General features: G+C 61.5%; 17 protein-coding genes. 9 read left to right on the top strand and 8 right to left on the bottom strand.

The genetic code is table 11. The features are described 5' to 3' along the window. Positions 1–92 precede the first annotated feature (92 nt). From ACQ4WP_RS04245 to ACQ4WP_RS04230, 4 genes are all read right to left on the bottom strand, one after another. Entirely contained in the window at positions 93–1,235 is a 1,143-nt protein-coding gene (locus ACQ4WP_RS04245; RefSeq protein WP_436518826.1) for a glycerophosphodiester phosphodiesterase, read from the bottom strand. Next, positions 1,235–3,649, bottom strand: coding sequence for a TonB-dependent receptor (locus ACQ4WP_RS04240; RefSeq protein ID WP_436518825.1), 2,415 nt, complete (start codon positions 3,647–3,649; stop codon positions 1,235–1,237). The genes ACQ4WP_RS04245 and ACQ4WP_RS04240 overlap by 1 nt, the downstream gene beginning before the upstream one ends. 149 nt (positions 3,650–3,798) lie before the next feature. Continuing rightward, positions 3,799–4,779, bottom strand: a complete 981-nt coding sequence (gene hslO / locus ACQ4WP_RS04235) for an Hsp33 family molecular chaperone HslO (protein WP_436518824.1) — start codon at positions 4,777–4,779, stop codon at positions 3,799–3,801. Between the two features lie 4 nt (positions 4,780–4,783). Continuing rightward, positions 4,784–5,308: a gamma carbonic anhydrase family protein gene (locus tag ACQ4WP_RS04230; protein WP_436518823.1), complete on the bottom strand. Its 525-nt coding sequence runs from the start codon at positions 5,306–5,308 to the stop codon at positions 4,784–4,786. Positions 5,309–5,535: 227 nt separating this feature from the next. Here ACQ4WP_RS04230 and ACQ4WP_RS04225 point away from each other — a divergent pair, with 227 nt between their 5' ends. The 8 genes from ACQ4WP_RS04225 to bamC all read left to right on the top strand — a co-directional run bounded on the left by ACQ4WP_RS04225 (position 5,536) and on the right by bamC (position 12,605). Next, on the top strand, positions 5,536–6,414 hold the full coding sequence (locus tag ACQ4WP_RS04225) for an alpha/beta fold hydrolase (RefSeq protein WP_436518822.1): 879 nt from the start codon (positions 5,536–5,538) through the stop codon (positions 6,412–6,414). 102 nt (positions 6,415–6,516) lie between these two features. Next, positions 6,517–7,350: a 3',5'-nucleoside bisphosphate phosphatase gene (locus ACQ4WP_RS04220; RefSeq protein WP_436518821.1), complete on the top strand. Its 834-nt coding sequence runs from the start codon at positions 6,517–6,519 to the stop codon at positions 7,348–7,350. A gap of 94 nt (positions 7,351–7,444) precedes the next feature. Next, positions 7,445–8,329: a protease HtpX gene (gene htpX / locus ACQ4WP_RS04215; RefSeq protein ID WP_436518820.1), complete on the top strand. Its 885-nt coding sequence runs from the start codon at positions 7,445–7,447 to the stop codon at positions 8,327–8,329. A 38-nt stretch (positions 8,330–8,367) separates the two neighbouring features. Continuing rightward, positions 8,368–8,991, top strand: coding sequence for an L-threonylcarbamoyladenylate synthase (locus tag ACQ4WP_RS04210; RefSeq protein ID WP_436518819.1), 624 nt, complete (start codon positions 8,368–8,370; stop codon positions 8,989–8,991). Positions 8,992–9,074: 83 nt separating this feature from the next. Then, positions 9,075–9,752: a site-2 protease family protein gene (locus ACQ4WP_RS04205; protein ID WP_436518818.1), complete on the top strand. Its 678-nt coding sequence runs from the start codon at positions 9,075–9,077 to the stop codon at positions 9,750–9,752. Positions 9,753–9,794: 42 nt separating this feature from the next. Further along, a complete protein-coding gene (locus ACQ4WP_RS04200) occupies positions 9,795–10,367 on the top strand; it encodes a class I SAM-dependent methyltransferase (protein WP_436518817.1) in 573 nt (190 codons plus the stop codon). An 84-nt stretch (positions 10,368–10,451) separates the two neighbouring features. Next, positions 10,452–11,330, top strand: coding sequence for a 4-hydroxy-tetrahydrodipicolinate synthase (gene dapA / locus ACQ4WP_RS04195; RefSeq protein WP_436518816.1), 879 nt, complete (start codon positions 10,452–10,454; stop codon positions 11,328–11,330). A gap of 81 nt (positions 11,331–11,411) precedes the next feature. Then, the gene (gene bamC / locus ACQ4WP_RS04190; protein ID WP_436518815.1) at positions 11,412–12,605 is read left to right on the top strand and encodes an NlpB/DapX family lipoprotein; all 1,194 of its coding nucleotides are present in this window, start codon (positions 11,412–11,414) and stop codon (positions 12,603–12,605) included. Positions 12,606–12,774: 169 nt separating this feature from the next. Here the strand turns inward: bamC and ACQ4WP_RS04185 are convergent, their stop codons facing one another. Next, positions 12,775–13,029, bottom strand: a complete 255-nt coding sequence (locus ACQ4WP_RS04185) for a flagellar basal body L-ring protein FlgH (RefSeq protein ID WP_043462404.1) — start codon at positions 13,027–13,029, stop codon at positions 12,775–12,777. Between the two features lie 353 nt (positions 13,030–13,382). After that, positions 13,383–14,504, bottom strand: coding sequence for a JmjC domain-containing protein (locus ACQ4WP_RS04180; protein WP_436518814.1), 1,122 nt, complete (start codon positions 14,502–14,504; stop codon positions 13,383–13,385). Between the two features lie 93 nt (positions 14,505–14,597). On the opposite strand from ACQ4WP_RS04180, the gene ACQ4WP_RS04175 reads away from it, so the two are divergent. Further along, the gene (locus ACQ4WP_RS04175) at positions 14,598–15,149 is read left to right on the top strand and encodes an FKBP-type peptidyl-prolyl cis-trans isomerase (RefSeq protein ID WP_426071739.1); all 552 of its coding nucleotides are present in this window, start codon (positions 14,598–14,600) and stop codon (positions 15,147–15,149) included. Positions 15,150–15,203: 54 nt separating this feature from the next. Here the strand turns inward: ACQ4WP_RS04175 and ACQ4WP_RS04170 are convergent, their stop codons facing one another. Both ACQ4WP_RS04170 and mutS read right to left on the bottom strand, forming a co-directional pair. Beyond that, entirely contained in the window at positions 15,204–16,247 is a 1,044-nt protein-coding gene (locus ACQ4WP_RS04170; RefSeq protein ID WP_436518813.1) for a hypothetical protein, read from the bottom strand. Beyond that, positions 16,244–18,934 (bottom strand): DNA mismatch repair protein MutS, encoded by a 2,691-nt coding sequence (gene mutS / locus ACQ4WP_RS04165; protein WP_436518812.1) that lies wholly within the window; start codon positions 18,932–18,934, stop codon positions 16,244–16,246. Before mutS ends, ACQ4WP_RS04170 begins: the two co-directional genes overlap by 4 nt. Positions 18,935–19,052: the final 118 nt, after the last annotated feature.

Below are 19,052 nucleotides of genomic sequence, written 5' to 3'. Positions count from 1 at the left end.
CAATTTCAAATTCCAATTTCAGAAATTCAAGAAACGCATAATAAGGGCGTAGTCATCGGCCACGCCCTGAAAATGAATTTGTTACGAAATGTTTATCCGACGGCGATGCGTCCCAAACCCGGATCGTCGCTGAAAAAGCCGTCCAGTCCCGTCTCGATATAGCGCCGCATTTCCGCCACGGAACCGGCTTCGTTGCGCGCATTTTCGCCATTGCCGTCACGGAAGTCGGCTGCCAGGAAACGGTTTTCCGGACGGAAGGTCCAGGTGTGCAACAGCAAGCCCGCCTGATGCGCATCGTCGACGATGGACAAGGGCTTGGCCAGGCGCTGGTCGGCGCCCAGCGCGATGACGCCTCGTGTGGGCGGCGCCACCACGTCCGCGTAGGCGGCGATGTCGCGCAAGCCGGCCGGCGTCGTCATCTGCCCGAACGTCAGCTTGCCGCCCGCCTTGGCCACGTCGATCGGGCGGATATCGCCGCCCACCACCAGCTGCATCAGGCGCACGTTGGCGCGCCGTCCCAGCTTCTCGCGCAAGTACTTCAGATTGGCCACTTCGAAGGACTGGATTTCGATCGGTGCGCGGCGCGTGTACTCGTGCGCCAGCATGGTCGAGAGGAAACGGTCTTCCAGCGCCAGGCCCGCATCGCGGAAGTACGTGGAGCTTTTCAGCTCCGGCACGAGGCCGATGACGCGTCCGCTGGCGGCCGATTGCGCTGCAACAAAATCGATGATTTCTTCCCAGGTGGGGATCTGGAATTGTCCATCGTACAAGGTGTTGCCGGTGCGTACTTTCGGCAGCCGTTCGATGGTGCGCAGGGTTTTCAGTTCCGCCAGGGTGAAGTCGTCGATGAACCAGCCCTCGTGCCATTCGCCGTCGACCATCTTCTTGCCGCGCCGGCTGGCAAATTCAGGCCGGCGCGCCACGTCGGTGGTGTCGATCAGGTTGCTTTCATGGCGCGCCACGAGGATGCCATCGCGCGTGGCGACCAGGTCCGGCTCCACGTAGTCGGCGCCATCGAGGATGGCCTTGGCATACGACGCCAGGGTGTGTTCGGGACGCAGGGCGCTGGCGCCCCGGTGGGCGAACACGAGCGGACGCGCGGGAGGCGGGGCCAGCAGGCTGGCGGCAAGGCCGGGTGCGCTGGCCAGGGCCAGGCCGCCGACGGCCGCCTGGACGAAGCTGCGGCGCGAAAAATGCCGTTGCGGCAACACAGGGGCGGTATGCGGCGCACGCATCAGAAATCCGCCGTCAGGGTCAAAAAGCCCTGGCGCGGGGCGATCGGGAAGGTGTTATACGTCTTGTCTGCCGCACCGACCACCACGTTCAGCGAACCTTCGCGGTTGGCCAGGTTGCTGACGTTGACACGCCAGCGCGGGTTTTTCAGCCAGCTGGCCATGGCCGGCAGCTTGCCCGACACGCCCAGGCCCATCAGGAAATAGCTGGGCACGGACAAATCGTTGGTGTACGTCGCGTAGCGCTTGCCCACATAGTCTCCCGTCAGCTGCACTTCGATATCGCCAAAGGTGGCCGAGGCCACGAACTTGTTCAGCCATTCCGGCGAGCCCGGCACGTTCTTGCCCGCTGTCAGCACCAGCGCGGCGCCATTGTTGTAATTGTCCGCGTATTGCGAGCGGTTGTACGACAGGGCATTGTAGAACGAAAAATTGTTGCCAAAATGAACAGTGCCGGCGATGTCGATGCCGTCCGTGCGCACGCTGCCCACGTTGGCCAGCACGGGATTGCCACCGATGATGGAGGAAATCACGGGCGTCGGGCTGATCTGCAGCAAACGGTTGCTGAAATCGACGTGGTAGACATTGACTTGCCCATCGATGGCCGTGATGGCGCCCAGGTTCAATGGGTGGCTGCCGCGTACGCCCACTTCATAGGTGAGGGCCGTTTCCGGTTTGGCGTCGCGCTTGAACAGGTCGAAGGCTGCCTGGCTCGACAAGCTCCAGGGCGAGGCTCCGCCGCCGCCGTAGGTGACGAACTGGCGCATGTTTTTCTGGATATTGAAGTACAGCTGGTCTTGCGGCGTGACATCCCAGCGCGCGCCCACTTGCGGCAAGAACCATTTTTTTGTGTTGATGGTGCCGACCGGCAAAGCCGTCGAGCTACCGGAAATGGCGCCCTTGGCCGGCTGCACGGGGAATTTGCCATCGGCAAACTGCAGGCTGGACTTGAAGCCGGCCTGCAGGGCGATATCGGGACGGATGCGCCATTCATCCTGCAAGTGCAGCTGCACTACCTTGTTGTCGATCTCGCTGCCGTACTGCGTGATCAGGGGATTGCCGGGGCGGTCATATGGCGAGGTGGGGTTGTTGACGTCCAGCGCATACCAGCGGCGGTAGGCGGACGAGCGGTTCTGTTCCAGCCACAGGCCCGCTTCCAGTTGATGCTCACCAATTTCCTTGCGCAGGGTGGAAATGAAGCCGCCGCGCTTGATGTCGTATTCCGTCGTGCGCACGGCGTAACCCGAGTTGCCAAACACTTCCTTCAAATTCTGTTTCGGGTAGTACACGCTGAACAAGCCCGGCAAGCCGGCCACGCCGATGGGGCCGGCCACCACGCCCGCGCCGTCGTCCTTGTGGTAGTACACCTGGTTGGCCCACGTCGTGCCTTCGCCTAGGTTGGCGTCGAACTTGGCGTAGGCCAGGTAATCGGTGCGCTGTGCGTCGCTGTAGTAATTGCGGTAATTGTTGCCGTCGGCGGCAGGCGTGGCGCCCGTCGGCGACAAATAGTTCAGGGCTGCCTTGAAGTCCGGATACAGGAAGGGTCGCGTGTACGGCGCGCTCGTCTCGCCTGCCACGTGCACGGTGCTGTCTTCGTTCGGCTCGATCTTGTCCGAGTAATTGAAGAACAGGGTCAGCTTGCCCGCCTCGCTGCGGTTGACGTATTTGGCGTTGAACTGGTCGCCGCCCTGGCGCGCGTCGAAATCCCAGGCGCGCGCTTCATGATGCAAAATGGAAAAGTAAGCGCTGCTGCCGTCGCCGAAGACGCCCGTGTCGTAGCGGGCAAACGTGCGTGAGGTGCGGTGGCTGCCCACCGTTTGCTGCACGCTGGCGCCCTGCGTGGCCAGCGGGTCGCTGGAATAGGTTTCGATGGTGCCGCCCAGGTTGCTGGTCGAGGCCGTCGCCAGGTCGCCCGCGCCCGACGATAGCACCACGCTGCGCACGTTTTCGCTGATCACGGCGCGCTGCGGCGACAGGCCGTTGTAGTTGCCGTACTGCTGGTCGCCCAGCGGCACGCCATCCATGGTATAGCCTAGTTGCTGACCGGAAAAACCATGCACGAATAGCGACAGGTTCTGTTCGTTGTTGCCCCACGGATCGGCCGTCTGGAAGCTGACGCCAGGCAAGGTTTGCAAGGCTTTCAGGGGATTCGTGCCGGGCAGGATTTTTTGGATTTCATTTTTGCTCAGGGCGACCGAAGAGCGCGTCTTGCGCGAGGAAATCTCCACAGTGGTCATCGGGGCATTGTCGTCAGCGGCAGCCGGGGCAGCAGCGGCCATGTCGGTGGCGGCGGATGCCACGGCGGCGGCCACGGCCGTTTGCGCCAGCGCCGGCAGGGAGAGGCCCGCAGCGCAGAAGCCCAGCAAAACGTGGAAGGAATGGCGGCGCAGGGCCAGCGTCAAGTGGGTGGTCATCATCAGCCTGTGGAAAGTGGGAAGTAATACAAGCTGCGCAGCGTAACGGCGGCGCGTGACGGGCTGATGACGAACTGATGACGCAACGATGACAGTGGAAACAACTGCGCCGCCTGAGGGGCGGCGCGGGAATTATGGCGAAACTGTAATGCTTAGTTAATACTCGCTGCGGGTGGGATCAAGACTTCGGCCGGCGCATCCGTGATGAACAGCTGCGCGCAATCGACCTTATCGAATGCGTAGTGCTGGCCGCAGAAATCGCAGTTCACGCCCACTTGTCCCACTTCGTCCAGGGTGCCGTTGACTTCTTCCTCGCCCAGCATCTTGAGCATATTGCCCACTTTTTCGCGCGTGCAGCTGCAATGGAAGCTCGGGTGCAGGGGATCGAAGACGCGGATAGTTTCTTCCCAGAACAAACGCTGCATCAGGGTCTCGATGTCGGTGGCGAGGATTTCTTCCTCTTTCAGGGTCGACGCCAGCATCACGGCGCGGTGCCACGTCTCCAGCGCGACTTCTTCCGAGACCGGCGTCGCTTCGGCCTTGCCGCCATGGTGCGGCAGCTTTTGCAGCAGCAGGCCGCGCGAGACGCTGTCGTCCGTGGCCAGCCACAAACGCGTGTCGAGCTGTTCCGAGCGCAACATGTAGTTTTCGATCACGGTCGCCATGTCGTCGCCGTCCAGCGGCACGATGCCCTGATACGGTTGCTGGCCTGGCACCTTGTCGGCCGGGTCCAGGGTGATGATGAAGCGGCCCTTGCCCGTGGCGTTGAGCAATTGCGGCACGGTGGCGACCTCGGCAATGATGGCGTCCGGGTCCAGCTTGGCCGTGGCGCGCAGGCGCAGGTCCGAATCGCACTCGACCACCATCAGGCGCACGGGACCGTCACCATGAATTTGCATGATGATGGAACCGTTGAATTTCAGGTTGGCCGACAGCAGGGCGGCGGCAGCCACCATTTCACCCAGCACTTTTTTCACGGCCGTCGGGTAGGCGTGGCGCGCCACCACTTCCTGCCAGGTGCCGGAAACGTCGATGAACTGGCCGCGCACGGCGGCGTTGTCGAAAATAAATTTTTGCAGGGTATCCTGGGTGGTGGCGGCTGCGCTGACGGCGCCGATGGTTTCAGTCGTCATTCTCTTATCCAATCTTCTTGAGTTGCGTATTAAATAGCTGGCCGCGTTGCACATAGTTCACGGCGTTGCCTTGTAGCCTGGTGATATCGTCTGCCGTCAGGGCCCGCACGGCTTTCGCCGGTGAGCCGATGATCAGCATATTGTCGGGAAATTCCTTGCCTTCCGTGACCAGGGCGCCTGCGCCGACCAGGCAATTCTTGCCGATCTTCGCGCCATTCAGGATCACGGCCTGGATGCCGATCAGGGCGCCATCGCCGATCGTGCATCCATGCAACATCGCCTGGTGGCCGATGGTCACGTTCTGGCCGATGTCCAGCGGGTAGCCCGGATCCGTGTGCAGCACGGCGCCTTCCTGCACATTGCTGTTGGCGCCCACGGTGATGCGTTCGTTGTCGCCGCGGATGGTGGCGCCGAACCATACGGAGGTATTCGCTTCCAGCGTCACCTTGCCGATCACGTTAGCCGTGTCGGCAACAAAAGCGGAAGCGTCAATCTGTGGCGCATCGGCGCCCAATTGGTAGAGTGTCATCGTTAGCCTATGGCGGTGGTGGAAGCGCCGGGCTGGGCCGGACGCGGAAGTTTTGCTTGGCTTACCTACTATGTACGCTATTTTACGCTGTTGCAGGGCAAGTCCTGGCGCCGACCACCAATCCGGTATAATAATCGAACGGTCGTACTTTTGTGCCCGCACTATTTACAGACACAGCATGTGGCGCCATCCGCGCCACTTTCAAGGCAGGTAATGAGATGAAACCCATGAAACTTTCCCGTTCCGAATTCATCAATATCCGCGGCGCGCGCACGCATGTGCGCCATTGGGGGCGTGAAGGCGCGCCCATCCTGTTCATGGTGCACGGCTGGATGGACGTGGCCGCCTCGTTCCAGTTCGTCGTCGACGAGCTGGCGGGCGACTGGCACGTGATCGCGCCCGACTGGCGCGGCTTTGGCCTTAGCGACTACACGCAATCGGACACTTACTGGTTCCCCGATTACCTGGCCGACCTGGATGCCATGCTGCTGCACTATTCGCCGGATGCGCCCGTCAACCTGCTCGGTCACAGCATGGGCGCCAACGTGGCCGGCCTGTACGCGGGCGTGCGGCCCGAGCGCATCAGCCGATTCATCAACCTGGAAGGCTTCGGCATGATGGCGACCAAGCCGGAGCAAGCCCCTGGCCGCTACGCCAAGTGGCTGGACGAATTGCGCGAGCCGCCCGTCATGCGCAGCTATCCGAGTCAACAGGCCGTGGCCGAACGCTTGCAAAAGACCAATCCGCGCCTGCCGGACGCGCGCGCGGCCTTCCTGGCGGAGCACTGGTCGGCGCAAAACGAGGCGGGCGAGTGGGACATCATGGGCGACCCGCAGCACAAGCGCGTCAATCCCATCCTGTATCAGGTGGAAGAAGTGATGGCGTGCTGGCGCCGCATCACGGCGCCCGTGCTGTGGGTGGAGGCTATTGAGACGAATATGTGGCAATGGATGGGGCCGAAGGAAGAGGCGCGCATTGAAATCGACCGGCGTTTGGCCTGCATCAAGGATGTGCGCTGCGAGATGATGGCGGACGCGGGCCACATGCTGCACCATGACCAGCCGGCGGAGCTGGCGCGCCTGGTGGAAACCTTCCTGGCGCAGTAATGCGCCGGCGCAGCTGTGTCGCTAACGCGACTTCCTTATCGGGCAAGCAGCGTACAATGAAAACTTCTTTCATGCTGAGCCCGTGCAGGGTATTGTTTTCGTATGCTTAAAGTCGACCTGCATTGTCATTCGAATATTTCCGACGGCGTGCTCGCGCCCGCTGCCGTGGCTGCGTATGCTTGCCGCGCGGGCGTCGATGTGTGGGCGCTGACGGACCACGATGAAGTGTCCGGTATCGCCGCCGCGCGCACGGCCGCGCTGGACCTGGGCATGCGTTTCGTGGCCGGCGTGGAAATATCCATCACCTGGGCCGGCCAGACCGTGCACATCGTAGGCTTGCAAGTCGATGAAAACAATCCCGGTCTCGTGCAGGGATTGCACCAGACGCGTTCCGGGCGCGACGCGCGCGGCCGCGAGATCGCCCGCCAGCTGGACCTGGCCGGCATCCCCGATGCCTATGAAGGGGCCTTGAAATTTGTCGGCAACCCGGATCTGATGTCGCGCACGCATTTTGCCCGCTACATTGTTGAAACGGGGAAATGTGCGAATATCCCTGACGTGTTCAAGAAATACCTGTCGGAAGGCAAGCCGGGCTACGTCGAACACCGCTGGGCCACCCTGGCCGAAGCGGTGGGCTGGATACGCGGCGCGGGCGGCGTGGCCGTCATCGCCCATCCGGGCCGCTACCGCTTCAGCGACATGGCGCAAGGCGTGCTGTTCGATGAATTCAAGCAACTCGGTGGCGTGGCCATCGAAGTCGTCACGGGCAGCCACAGTCCGGACCAGTATCCGCAATACGCGCAGCTGGCCAACGCCTACGGCTTCCTCGCTTCGCGCGGCACGGATTTCCATGCGCCAGGCGAGTCGCGCGTGGATTTTGCCATGCTGCCGCCCTTGCCAGCCAACGTCACACCCATCTGGCACGACTGGTTCTAGGGCACGGCTGGCCTGCGTCTGCCGCGCGGGGGCTTGAAGAGTCGCGAGCGCATACTTATCTTTTAGTTATTATTATTTTCCGGAGCCAACGCCCATGAAACGTATCGTCCTTTTTATTGCCACCAACCTGGCCGTGATGCTGGTGCTGTCGCTCGTCCTCAGCTTGCTGGGCGTGGGCAACCCAGCGCGGGGCAGCACCCTGAACCTGGGCAGCCTGTTGGTGTTTTCGCTGGTGGTGGGCTTCACGGGGTCGATCTTTTCGCTGTTGATCAGCAAGCCGATGGCCAAGTGGAGCACGGGCGCGCGCGTGATCGATAACCCCACCTCGTCAACCGAATTGTGGCTGGTCAATACCGTGCGCGCGCTGTCCGAGCGGGCCGGCATCGGCATGCCGGAAGTGGCCGTGTATGAAGGTGACGCGAATGCGTTTGCCACGGGCGCCTTCAAAAATTCGGCGCTGGTGGCCGTCTCGACGGGCTTGTTGCAAAGCATGAACCGCGATGAAGTCGAAGCCGTGCTGGGCCACGAGATCGCCCACGTCGCGAATGGCGACATGGTCACCCTGACCCTGATCCAGGGCGTGGTGAATACCTTTGTCGTCTTCATGGCCCGCGTGGTGGGTTTCTTTGTCGATAATGTACTGTTGAAAAATAACAACCGCGAAGGCGGCGGACGCGGCATCGGCTATTTCGTCACCGTCATGGTGTGCGAAGTGATCTTTGGCTTGCTCGCTTCCATCATCGTGGCCTGGTTCTCGCGCCAGCGCGAATTTCGCGCCGATGCCGGTTCTGCCAAGCTCTTGGGCAGCCCGACGCCGATGATGCATGCGCTGGCCCGTCTGGGCGGCGTGCCGCCGGGCGAACTGCCCCAATCGATGCAGGCGCTGGGCATCAGCGGCGGCAAAGGCGGCTGGGGCGCGCTGTTTGCCACCCATCCGCCTCTCGAACAACGTATTGCCGCGCTGCGCGGCGTACAATAATGCTAACTTAACAAGCTGGTTCGCCAGAACGCTTACACATGAGTCAATTTTTTCATATTCACCCTGAGAATCCGCAATTGCGCCTGATCAAGCAGGCGGCGCAAATCATCCAGTCCGGCGGCGTCGTGGCCTTGCCCACCGACTCCTGCTACGCGCTGGTGTGCCAGCTCGACGACAAGGGCGCCGTCGAGCGCCTGCGCCGCATCCGTGGCGTGGATGAAAAGCATCACCTGACCTTGCTGTGCCGCGACTTGAGCGAGCTGGGCGTGTATGCCCGCGTCGACAACCGCCAGTTCCGTCTGCTCAAGGCCGCCACGCCGGGCGCTTACACCTTCATCCTGGAAGCGACCAAGGAAGTACCGCGTCGCCTCAGCCATCCTTCGCGCAAGACCATCGGCCTGCGCGTGCCGCAGCACCGCATCGTGCAAAGCCTGCTGGACGAGCTGGGCCAGCCGCTGCTGGGCGCCACCCTGACCCTGCCCGGTGACGAAGACAGCCTGACGGATGCCGAGACGATCCGCGAGCGCCTGGAAAAACTGGTCGACCTGATCATCGATGGCGGCGTCTGCGCGCATGGCCCCAGCACCGTGATCGACCTGACGGGTGCGGAGCCGGAAGTGGTGCGCGTGGGACGCGGCGACCCGGCCGTGCTGGGCTTGTAGCGGTTGGCGCAGGGCGCCGGATTTACCTATCTTTAATGGCAACATAAGAAAGGCGCCAGTACGCCTCTGGTAGAATCGCGGTCATGAGCGATTTCAATACGATAGTCCAGACCGTTGCGGTGTACCTGGTGCCGGTGCTGTTTGCCATTTCCCTGCATGAGGCGGCGCATGGCTACGCCGCCCGCTATTTCGGCGATCCCACGGCTTCGAACGAGGGCAGGCTGAGCCTCAATCCCATCCGGCATATCGATCCTTTCGGCACGATATTGCTGCCCTTGATACTGTATTTCACGATCCAGGTGCCGTTTGGTTATGCCAAGCCGGTGCCCGTCGACTTCAGTCGCCTGCGCAATCCGAAGAAGCAGATGGCGTGGGTGGCGTTTGCCGGTCCTGGCGCCAATTTCGTCATGGGCCTGGGCTGGATGATCGCCTTTGTCGTCCTTAGCGTCATGCCGCCGACGGAAATGGGCATGTTTTTCCGCAAGATGGCCGGTGCCGGCGTCAGCGTGAATGCGGCCATGTTTGTCTTTAACCTGATTCCCGTGCCGCCCCTCGATGGCGGACGCATCATGACGGGCTTGCTGCCGATGCAACTGGCGCGTCCTTACGCCAGCATCGAACGCTACAGCCTGTATGTGTTCGGCGCCCTGGTGCTGCTGATGTACACGGGCATATTGAACCGCGCCTTGCTGGCGGCGATCGAATTTGTCATTGGCATTTTTGTCACCCTGGTCACGCCCCTGACGGCACTATTGACTTGATGCCCGCAACTGGATGTATGCAAATAATTGATGGAAGTACCGATGCAAGTAACTGAACCAATAGTAGAAACCGAAGCGATTTCCGGCTGGCTGCGCCGCTGGGCGCCCCTGATCCCGGGCGGCGAAGTGCTGGACCTGGCCTGTGGCGCAGGCCGCCATGCGCGTCACCTGGTGAGCCTGGGCCACCCCGTCATCGCGCTCGACCATGATCCGGAAATGCTGGAAAAGGCGGCCGGCACGGGCATCACCACCTCGCTGGTGGACCTGGAGGCGCCGGGCGCCGTGTGGCCCTTCGCTTCCGGCCGCTTTGCCGGCATCGTCGTCACCAATTATCTGCACCGGCCCCTGCTGGAAGCCATGGTGGCCAGCCTGGCTCCCGATGGCGTGCTGCTGTATGAAACCTTTGCGGAAGGCAATGAGCAGTTCGGCAAGCCGTCGAATCCGAAATTCCTGCTGAAGGAAGGGGAAATGCTGAGCTGGGCGGTGCGGCAGGGCTTGCGTGTGGTAGCGTATGAGGATGGACGCGTGGAACAGCCAAAAGCTGCTCTCGTGCAACGAATTTGCGCCGTCAGGCCGGATTTTCCACGGTTGGCAGCCCTGCTGCCGACGTTTTGAGCGGCCTTACCATGTCAGAATGCACCACAGGCGCGGGCTATCCGCTACAATCGTTGTTTTATTTATCGGCGCTATAAACTTACTATGATCAAGGGCAGCATTGTAGCAATCGTCACCCCGATGCACGCAGACGGCAGTCTGGACTTTCCAGGTCTGCGCAAGCTGATCGACTGGCATATCGCCGAGGGTACGGACGGCATCGTCATCGTTGGCACGACGGGCGAATCGGCAACGGTCAGCGTGGAAGAACACTGCGAACTGATCCAGTTGACCGTCGAACATGCCAAGGGACGCATTCCTATCATCGCCGGCGCCGGAGGTAACTCCACGGCCGAGGCCATCAAACTGACGCGCTACGCGAAAGAAGCGGGCGCCGATGCTGTCCTGCAAGTCGTGCCGTACTACAACCGTCCTACCCAGGAAGGCATGTACCAGCACTTCAAGGCCATCGCCGAAGCCGTCGACATTCCCGTCATCCTGTACAACGTGCCTGGCCGCACGGTTGCCGACATGAGCAACGAGACCATCGTGCGCCTGTCCGCCATCCCGAATATTGTCGGCGTGAAAGATGCGACCGGCAATATCGGCCGTGGCATCGACCTGCTGCGCCTCGTGCCAGCGGACTTTGCCGTGTACTCGGGCGACGATCCGACGGCCATGGCGCTGATGTTCTGCGGCGGCCACGGCAACATCTCCGTGACGGCCAACGTGGCGCCGCGCGCCATGCACGAACTGTGCGTCGCGGCCATGGCGGGCGAGCGTGCCACGGCAATCGCCATCAATAACAAAGTTTTTCCTCTGCACCAGAAATTGTTTGTCGAGCCTAACCCGGTGCCCGTCAAATGGGCGCTGGCCGAAATGGGCCTGATGCCGGCCGGCATACGCTTGCCACTGGTGCCACTGGCTGAAAATTGCCATGCTATCGTGCGCGATGCCTTGCGCGACGCCGGCATCCTGTCTTAAGGCCGAACTTCAAGCCCGGACTTGACCAGTCCGGACCTTCCCTGATTCCAGCTGCTACTTAGCTTCTTATCCAGTTACGACATGACTAATTGCAAGAAAAACCAATCGGCGCCTGCCACCATCGCCGTCCGCGGCATCGTCATCGGCGCCATCGCAGCCAGCCTCGCGGGCTGCGGCATGATCAGTTCGGTAGTCGGCGGCGACAAGGTCGACTACAAGTCGGTCAAGAAAGCCGGCACCCTGGACGTGCCGCCTGACCTGACGCAATTGCAGCAGGACAACCGCTACACCCTGCCGGATGCGAAAAACGGTGTGGCCACGGCTTCCGGCTACAACGCGCAGCGCAACGCCACGGCCGGTACGCCCGTCATTGTGGGCGCCGACGGCGTGGTGGGTGTCGTGCCTGTCACGGCCGGTGGCGTCAAGGTCGAGCGCGCGGGCAACCAGCGCTGGCTGGTCGTCAAGCAGTCGCCTGAAGTGCTGTGGCCGCAGCTCAAGCAGTTCTGGGAAGATTCCGGCTTTACCGTCGCCATCGACCAGCCGACGGCTGGCATCATGGAAACCGAGTGGAACGAAAACCGCGCCAAGCTGCCGCAGGACTTTATCCGCAACACCATCGGCAAGGCCTTCGATTCGATGTACTCGACGGGTGAAAAAGACAAGTTCCGCACCCGCGTGGAGCGCCTGGCTGACGGTTCGACCGAGATCTACATCAGCCACCGTGGCGTGGAAGAGGTGGTCACGGGCCGCGACAAGGAAACCACCACCTGGACCGCACGTCCCAACGATCCGGGCCTGGAAGCGCAATTCCTGGCCAAGCTGATGACGCGCCTGGGCGCGGCCAGCGACGAGGCGCAAGCGAAGACGGCCGTCGACGCCGCCATCGTGCAGCCGCTGCACGCCAAGCTGGTCGGCGACGCCGCCACGCCGGCGCGCGCCATCGAAGTCGATGAAGGTTTCGACCGCGCCTGGCGCCGTGTCGGACTGGCGCTGGACCGGGTCGGCTTTACGGTGGAAGACCGCGACCGCACGCAAGGCACGTATTTCGTGCGTTACGTCGATCCTGATGCTGTCAAGAAAGATGGTTTCTTCTCGAAACTGTTCAGCTGGGGCTCGTCGTCCGACAAGGACAAGGAAGCGCAGCGCTACCGCGTCCTGGTCAAGGCCGGCAATGGCTCGACCAGCCTGGTCAGCATCCTCAGCAACGAAGGCAAACCCGATACCTCGCCAGTGGCCGAGAAGATCCTGGGCTTGCTGAACGATCAGCTGAAATAAGCAGTGCATTCGCGGCAGGCATCAGAACCTGCCGCACATTAAAAAAGCTGGCCCGGGAACCCGGGCCAGCTTTTTTATTGCCGATTGCCAGTGTTTTATCTTGCGGATAAAACTGTGGACGCAAAAAAACCGGCCCGAAGGCCGGCTTTCTTTCCTGCGGGGTGCTAAATTACTTAGCAGCCGATGCAGCAGCCGAAGCAGCCGAAGCAGCGTCGGTAGCGGCCGAAGCGGCAGCCGAAGCAGCAGCAGCAGCGTCGGTAGCGGCCGAAGCAGCAGCGTCAGCAGCAGCAGCTGGAGCGGCTTCAACTACTGGTGCTGGTGCTGGGGTTTCAACTACTGGTGCTGGTGCAGGAGCTTCTTCTTTTTTGCTGCAAGCAGCCAGAGCAACAACCATCAGGGAGGCGATCAGCAGGGATTTTTTCATTTGTTTTCCTTAATTATTTCAAAAAATAAATCAATATTGTTGCGATGAATAATTACCGGTAATTATCGCTCGTTAGGTCGTCTTCGAAGGCTTTTCGTACCAGGTGGTGCCTGCCAGACAACGGAAACTTCCTAACCGAATATTATAGCGATTTTTGGTGCGTCGCAATAGGAACAAGAGGCAAATTCGCAACTATTTTGTGATATCGCAATATTTGCCGAAGCAAATTGCAAGCAAGTGTAAGCGATTTGCGAAAGCGCGACAAAACGATATAAAAATAATATGTTTCATTGCGCTAACGCAGATGCTGTCATTTCATCTACTGTAATACCACTTTGCTACGCCACGATCATTCAGGCCAGTTCGATCCAGCCATCCTGATACCAGGTATATAACGCATCCATCACGTCATCGGAAGCCTGGGCCACGGCGGCGCCATCGAGGGCGCGTTCGTTGGCCAGGGTTTCCAGGGCCGTTTTGTCGGCCTTGCCAATGGCAAACGATTCACCATTGATGAAGACATTCTTGCCACGATACAGCATCAACGTCTTGCGCGACAACACGACGCCCTTTTTCTGTGCGGCGTCCGCGAAGCGGCCCACCGTCAACGGCTTGGACAGCGGCGTGAAAAACACATTGTGTTTCGGTTCCGACAGGTGTTCGCCCAGGAAGATGGTCACGTCTTCTTCCGTGAAGCGCACCTTGTTTATTTCTTCCGTGATGATGCTGAGCATTTCACGGGGGATTTCCGCCGGTTTGCCCGACGCTTTCAAGTCGGGATCGCTGTAGATGCCCGGCAAGTCGATCGAGTCGGCCATGAATTGCAGGAAAGCTTCGCCCAGTTCCTGGAACGTGGGTGAGCGGAAGCCGATCGAATACGTCTGGCAGTCGCCGATGGCCACGCCGTCGTGCGCGTAGTGGGGCGGCAGGTACAGCATGTCGCCCGGTTCCAGCGTGAATTCTTCGTCAGGCGTGAAGTTGCTGAGGATTTTCAGCGGCAAGCCGTCGATCAGGCTCAGGTCCTTCTGCGCACCGATGCGCCAGTGGCGCTTGCCCTGGCCTTGCAGCAGGAACACGTCGTAGGAATCGAAATGCGGGCCCACGCCGCCGCCATCGGTGGCGAAGCTGACCATCAGGTCGTCCAGGCGCGCATCCGGCAGGAAACGGAACTGGCGCAGCAGGGCGTCGGCCTTGGCGCTGTGCAGGTTGGCGCCCTGCACCAGCAAGGTCCATTCCTTCTGTTTCAGTGAGGGCAGGCTGGTCAGTGGGCCTTGCTGCATGTTCCAGTGGCCATCCGCATGGCTGACCAGGCGCGATTCGACGTGGTCCAGGGTGGCCAGCTCGGCCAGGGCCTTGAAATCGAACAGCGCCTTGAAGCCAGGCACGGCTTGACGGATCAACAAGGGTTTTTTATGCCAGTAGTCGCGCAGGAATTGCGCCGGCGTGATATCGCCGAGGAGAGTTAATTTTTTCATGCGCCCATTATAACAACCGGAAATGCAGGAATGCGCCTGCCGTTGGCGGCGTGAAGGTATAATTTGCCAGCTTATACAATGAAAGGAAGCATAATGAAGATTGCCAAAAATACGGTCGTGACTGTCAACTACAAACTGTCAGACGCGCAAGACAATCTGATCGAAGATGGCCGTCAGCCGATGGTCTACCTGCACGGTGATTATGAAAATACCCTGCCGAAGATCGAAGAAGAGCTCGACGGCAAGGAAGTTGGCTATTCCAACACGATCCAGATCGAACCGGATGATGCTTTCGGTGAATACGATCCAGCCCTGGTGAAGGTCGAGCCGCGCAATCGCCTGCCTGAGCCGCTGGAAGTGGGCATGCAGTTCGAAGGCATGCCGGAAAGCGATTCGCCGGACGAAGAAGCGATGATCTTCACGGTGACCGATATCGCCGACGACAAGGTCGTGCTGGACGGCAACCATCCACTGGCCGGCATCGCGCTGCGCTTCTCGCTGACCGTCGCTGACGTACGTGTAGCCACCGACGAAGAAATCGCCCATGGCCACGTGCATGGTGCACACGGCCATGACCATGGCGATGAAGATGATGAAGGCGACGGCGAAGAGGGCGACCACTTCCGCACTCATCCTATCCATTAATATCGCTTGTTCCAGGCCGGCTATATGCCGGCCTGTTCATTTGTGCCGCAGCTACTAACGGCGCACAGTCGACGCCTTGGCTCTTGCTTGCGCCGATGGCCTGACGGCCCGTTGACGTACCTCAAAGAATGGCGTCTTGCCGGGCCGTACGGCGATGGCCGACCAGTCGTTGTCGATGCTGACGTGACCCAGGTTGCCTTTCCAGCTGATTTTCGGCCCGCCTGCCCTGGCGGCGGCCTTTCTACTCTTGTCTTCCTTGCCGCCCGCGTCGCCATTGCGCTGCGTATCGACCAATAAGACCTTGCCGCTGAATTTCTTCGCCAGCGCGCGGACCTGCTTGCGTGGTCCGGCAAAGCCATCCTGTTTCGAACTGAAGCTGGGCAGCAGCGAATTGTCGTCTTCATCCAGCACGCCCACGTCGCCATCGGAAAACAGCACGATGCCGTCGAGTTGCTTGCGCTGTGCCATGGCGAACAGGCGCTGCAGCCAGGAGCGGTTGGCGACCAGGCGGTCTTCGAATTCGCTGTTGCGTCCCGCTTCTGGCAGGAAATGGTTGTTATTCGCGGGCAGGTTGATGGTGGCGAACAGCACACCGCCATACTCCCAGTGGGCGTTTTCCGCATAGCTGCGGAACTTTGCCGTCGATGACAGCCGCGACAGGGTCAGCTTGCGCTGGCCCAGGCTCTGGTCGTCGGCGAAATACACGTCGCGCAAGCGGTTCAGGCGTTCGATGGCGTTGACCCTGCCGCGCGAATTGCGGCAGTTGGCCCAGTCGCTGGCCGACAGCGAGACGATCAGCGGCGGCCCGCTGGCGTCCAGCAAATCCTTGCGCTGGCCATACAGCTTGTCGCTGCACGATTCACTGGCGGCCTTGATGCCGGTGGCCACCACGAAGGAGGCATTGAAGGCGCTGGTGTCGGCGATGGCTTTTTTCAGGGGGCCATCGTCCGGCCCCGCGTTGAAGGAATGGCCCAGCACGGCAAACTCGAAGCCGGCCTGGTCGCCCGGGGCGGCCAGCGCCGCTTGCCACTGCAGGCTGGCGGCCAGCAGGCCGGCCGCCAGCAGGCGCAGGCTGGCGATGCTGCGCCGTATGGTCATGCGGCGGCCAGCCGTTTCAACTGATACAACTGCTCCAGCGCATCGCGCGGCGTGAGCGCATCGGGATCGAGGTCGGCGATCGCGTCGAGCAAGGCTTGCTGCGCCGCATTCAGCGCGGCCAGCGGCGCCGCTTCCTCTTCTTCCTCTTGCGCATACGGATCGGCGGAGGGCAGCGCGAACAGGTCGCGCTGCGGCGTGGCGTCCAGCGCTTGCGCTTCCAGGCGCGCCAGGTGCTTGCGCGCGGCCTTGATCACGGGCTGCGGCACGCCGGCCAGTTGCGCCACCTGCAAGCCGTAGCTTTGCGAGGCGGGACCGGCCTGCACGGCGTGCAGGAAGACGATGCTGTCCTTGTGTTCGACGGCCGACAAATGCACGTTGGCGGCGCTCGGGTGACTGTCTGGCAGTTGCGTCAGCTCAAAGTAGTGCGTGGCAAACAGGGTAAAACTACGGCTGCTGTCGATCAGATGGCGCGCGATGGCCCACGCCAGGGCCAGGCCGTCGAAGGTGGAGGTGCCGCGGCCCACTTCATCCATCAGCACCAGCGAATGCTCGGTGGCACCGTTCAAAATGGCGGCCGATTCCGTCATTTCCACCATGAAGGTCGAGCGTCCGCCCGCCAGGTCGTCGGTGGCGCCGATGCGCGTGAAGATGCGGTCGATGGGACCGATGGTGGCGGAAGCGGCCGGCACGTAGCTGCCCACGTAGGCCAGCAGGGTGATCAATGCCACCTGGCGCATGAAGGTCGATTTGCCGCCCATGTTCGGGCCGGTAATCAGCAGCAGCCGGCGCTCGTTGACGAAGCGGCAATCGTTGGCGATGAAGCGCTCGATCTGCTTTTCCACCACGGGATGGCGGCCTTCGACGATGTTGATGCACGGCTCGTCGACCAGTTGCGGCGCGGCCCAGTTGTGCTGCTGCGCATGTTCCGTCAGCGCATTCAGGGTGTCGAGCTGGGCCAGGCCCTGTGAAATGGTTTGCAAGGTGCCGATGTGCGGCGCCAGTTCGGCCAGCAGCAGGTCGTACAGCAGTTTTTCGCGCACCAGGGCCTTGTCTTGCGCCGACAGGGCCTTGTCTTCGAACACTTTCAGTTCGGGCGTGATGTAGCGTTCGGCGTTCTTCAGGGTCTGGCGGCGGCGGTAGTCGTCCGGTACCTTGTCCGTCTGGCCGTGCGTGACTTCAATATAGAAGCCGTGCACCTTGTTGTATTCGACGCGCAGGTTGGCGATGCCCGTGCGTGCGCGTTCGCGCGTTTCCAGGTCGAGCAGGAACTGGCCCGCGTTTTCCGACAGGGCCCGCAGTTCGTCGAGTTCGGCGTCGAAGCCGGTGGCAAACACGCCGCCATCGCGCACCATGGCGGCCGGTTCCTGCGCCACGGCGCGCACCAGCAAGTCCAGGCAGGCGGTCGGTGTCGCCAGTGCCGCGTGGATGGCGGCCAGCAAACCTGTTTCGCCGCCCTGGCCAGGACCATAACAACGCACCACGTCGCCGCGCAGGGCCGGCAGTTGCAGCAAGCCGTCGCGCAGGGCGGCCAGGTCGCGCGGACGCGCCGACAGCAGCGCGATGCGCGTGGTGATGCGTTCGATATCGGGTACTTGCGCCAGGGTGGCGGCCAAAGGCCCCGCCGCTTCGCTTTGCGCCAGCGCGGCGATGGCTTCATGGCGCGCGCGCGCCACGTTCTGGTCGCGCCGCGCATGGTGCAGCCAGTGGCGCAGCATGCGCGAGCCCATGGCCGTGCGGCAATGGTCCAGCAGGGAAAATAAAGTGGGCGATTCCTGCCCGCGGATGGTTTCCGTCAGCTCCAGGTTGCGCCGTGTGGCCGCATCCAGGCCGATGAATTCGCTTTCCGTTTCCGTGATCAAAGAGCGCACGTGCTGCAAGCCGCGTCCCTGCGTCGACTGCGCATAGCGCAGCAGCGCGCCGGCCGCGCCGAACGCGGCACCGAGGCCATCGGCGCCAAAACCGGTGAGTGTCGCCACTTTCAGCTGATCGAGCAGGGCCTTGTGTCCGCCCACTACATCGAAATGCCAGTCCGGCACGCGGTTGATGTGCGTGCCCGCGTAGTCGTCAAACAGGTTGCCATTGTCGCCACTCAAGATTTCGGCCGGCACGATGCGCTCCAGCTCCTGTTGCAATCGCGCCGCCACGGTGCTGCTGTCGCCGGAAAATTCCATCAGCTTCAAGGCGCCGCTGGCCAGCGACAGCCAGGCCAGGCCCGTCGTCACCGTCTTGCGCTGCGTGATGCTGCACATGGCCAGCAGCGGGCGCTCGGCCTTCTCTGGCAGCAAGTCCGCATCCGTCAGGGTGCCGGGCGTGACGACGCGCATGACCTTGCGCTCGACGGGACCCTTGCTGGTGGCCGGGTCGCCGATCTGTTCGCAAATGGCCACCGACTCGCCCAGCTTGACCAGCTTGGCCAGATAGCCATCGAGCGAATGAAACGGCACGCCGCACATCTTGATCGGATTGCCACTGGCCACGCCGCGCGCCGTCAAGGTAATGCCCAGCAGGCGCGACGCTTTCTCCGCATCCTCGAAAAACAGCTCGTAGAAATCGCCCATGCGGTAGAAGACCAACATCGTCGGGTGGTTTTCCTTAATACCCAGATATTGCTGCATCATCGGAGTCAGCTTTTCAGCCGAATTTTTCTTTGCCGCGGCGGCGTTGATTTCTTTTGGGACGGTGGTCATGTGTTCTTTGTCGTTGGTCCGGCGGCCGGAAAATGCCTGCCTGCCGGGCTGTGTGTGGTGCTGTGTGCATTCAAGACCGCGCCAGGGGGGCGGAGCTTGGGTTCAAGGCCGTCATTTT

The sequence above is a fragment of the Janthinobacterium lyxosi genome, from assembly GCF_051380665.1.
Taxonomy (GTDB): Bacteria; Pseudomonadota; Gammaproteobacteria; order Burkholderiales; family Burkholderiaceae_D; genus Janthinobacterium.
The sequence above is the reverse complement of the archived record's forward strand: the minus strand, read 5'-3'. Positions and strand labels throughout refer to the sequence as shown.

Coding starts and splice junctions, on each gene's coding strand:
- ACQ4WP_RS04205 (WP_436518818.1), top strand. CDS start 9,075: ATGAGCGATTTCAATACGATAGTCCAGACCGTTGCGGTGTACCTGGTG.
- ACQ4WP_RS04245 (WP_436518826.1), bottom strand. CDS start 1,235: ATGCGTGCGCCGCATACCGCCCCTGTGTTGCCGCAACGGCATTTTTCG.
- ACQ4WP_RS04200 (WP_436518817.1), top strand. CDS start 9,795: ATGCAAGTAACTGAACCAATAGTAGAAACCGAAGCGATTTCCGGCTGG.
- ACQ4WP_RS04220 (WP_436518821.1), top strand. CDS start 6,517: ATGCTTAAAGTCGACCTGCATTGTCATTCGAATATTTCCGACGGCGTG.
- htpX (WP_436518820.1), top strand. CDS start 7,445: ATGAAACGTATCGTCCTTTTTATTGCCACCAACCTGGCCGTGATGCTG.
- ACQ4WP_RS04185 (WP_043462404.1), bottom strand. CDS start 13,029: ATGAAAAAATCCCTGCTGATCGCCTCCCTGATGGTTGTTGCTCTGGCT.
- ACQ4WP_RS04170 (WP_436518813.1), bottom strand. CDS start 16,247: ATGACCATACGGCGCAGCATCGCCAGCCTGCGCCTGCTGGCGGCCGGC.
- ACQ4WP_RS04180 (WP_436518814.1), bottom strand. CDS start 14,504: ATGAAAAAATTAACTCTCCTCGGCGATATCACGCCGGCGCAATTCCTG.
- ACQ4WP_RS04230 (WP_436518823.1), bottom strand. CDS start 5,308: ATGACACTCTACCAATTGGGCGCCGATGCGCCACAGATTGACGCTTCC.
- hslO (WP_436518824.1), bottom strand. CDS start 4,779: ATGACGACTGAAACCATCGGCGCCGTCAGCGCAGCCGCCACCACCCAG.
- ACQ4WP_RS04175 (WP_426071739.1), top strand. CDS start 14,598: ATGAAGATTGCCAAAAATACGGTCGTGACTGTCAACTACAAACTGTCA.
- mutS (WP_436518812.1), bottom strand. CDS start 18,934: ATGACCACCGTCCCAAAAGAAATCAACGCCGCCGCGGCAAAGAAAAAT.
- ACQ4WP_RS04225 (WP_436518822.1), top strand. CDS start 5,536: ATGAAACTTTCCCGTTCCGAATTCATCAATATCCGCGGCGCGCGCACG.
- bamC (WP_436518815.1), top strand. CDS start 11,412: ATGACTAATTGCAAGAAAAACCAATCGGCGCCTGCCACCATCGCCGTC.
- ACQ4WP_RS04240 (WP_436518825.1), bottom strand. CDS start 3,649: ATGATGACCACCCACTTGACGCTGGCCCTGCGCCGCCATTCCTTCCAC.
- dapA (WP_436518816.1), top strand. CDS start 10,452: ATGATCAAGGGCAGCATTGTAGCAATCGTCACCCCGATGCACGCAGAC.
- ACQ4WP_RS04210 (WP_436518819.1), top strand. CDS start 8,368: ATGAGTCAATTTTTTCATATTCACCCTGAGAATCCGCAATTGCGCCTG.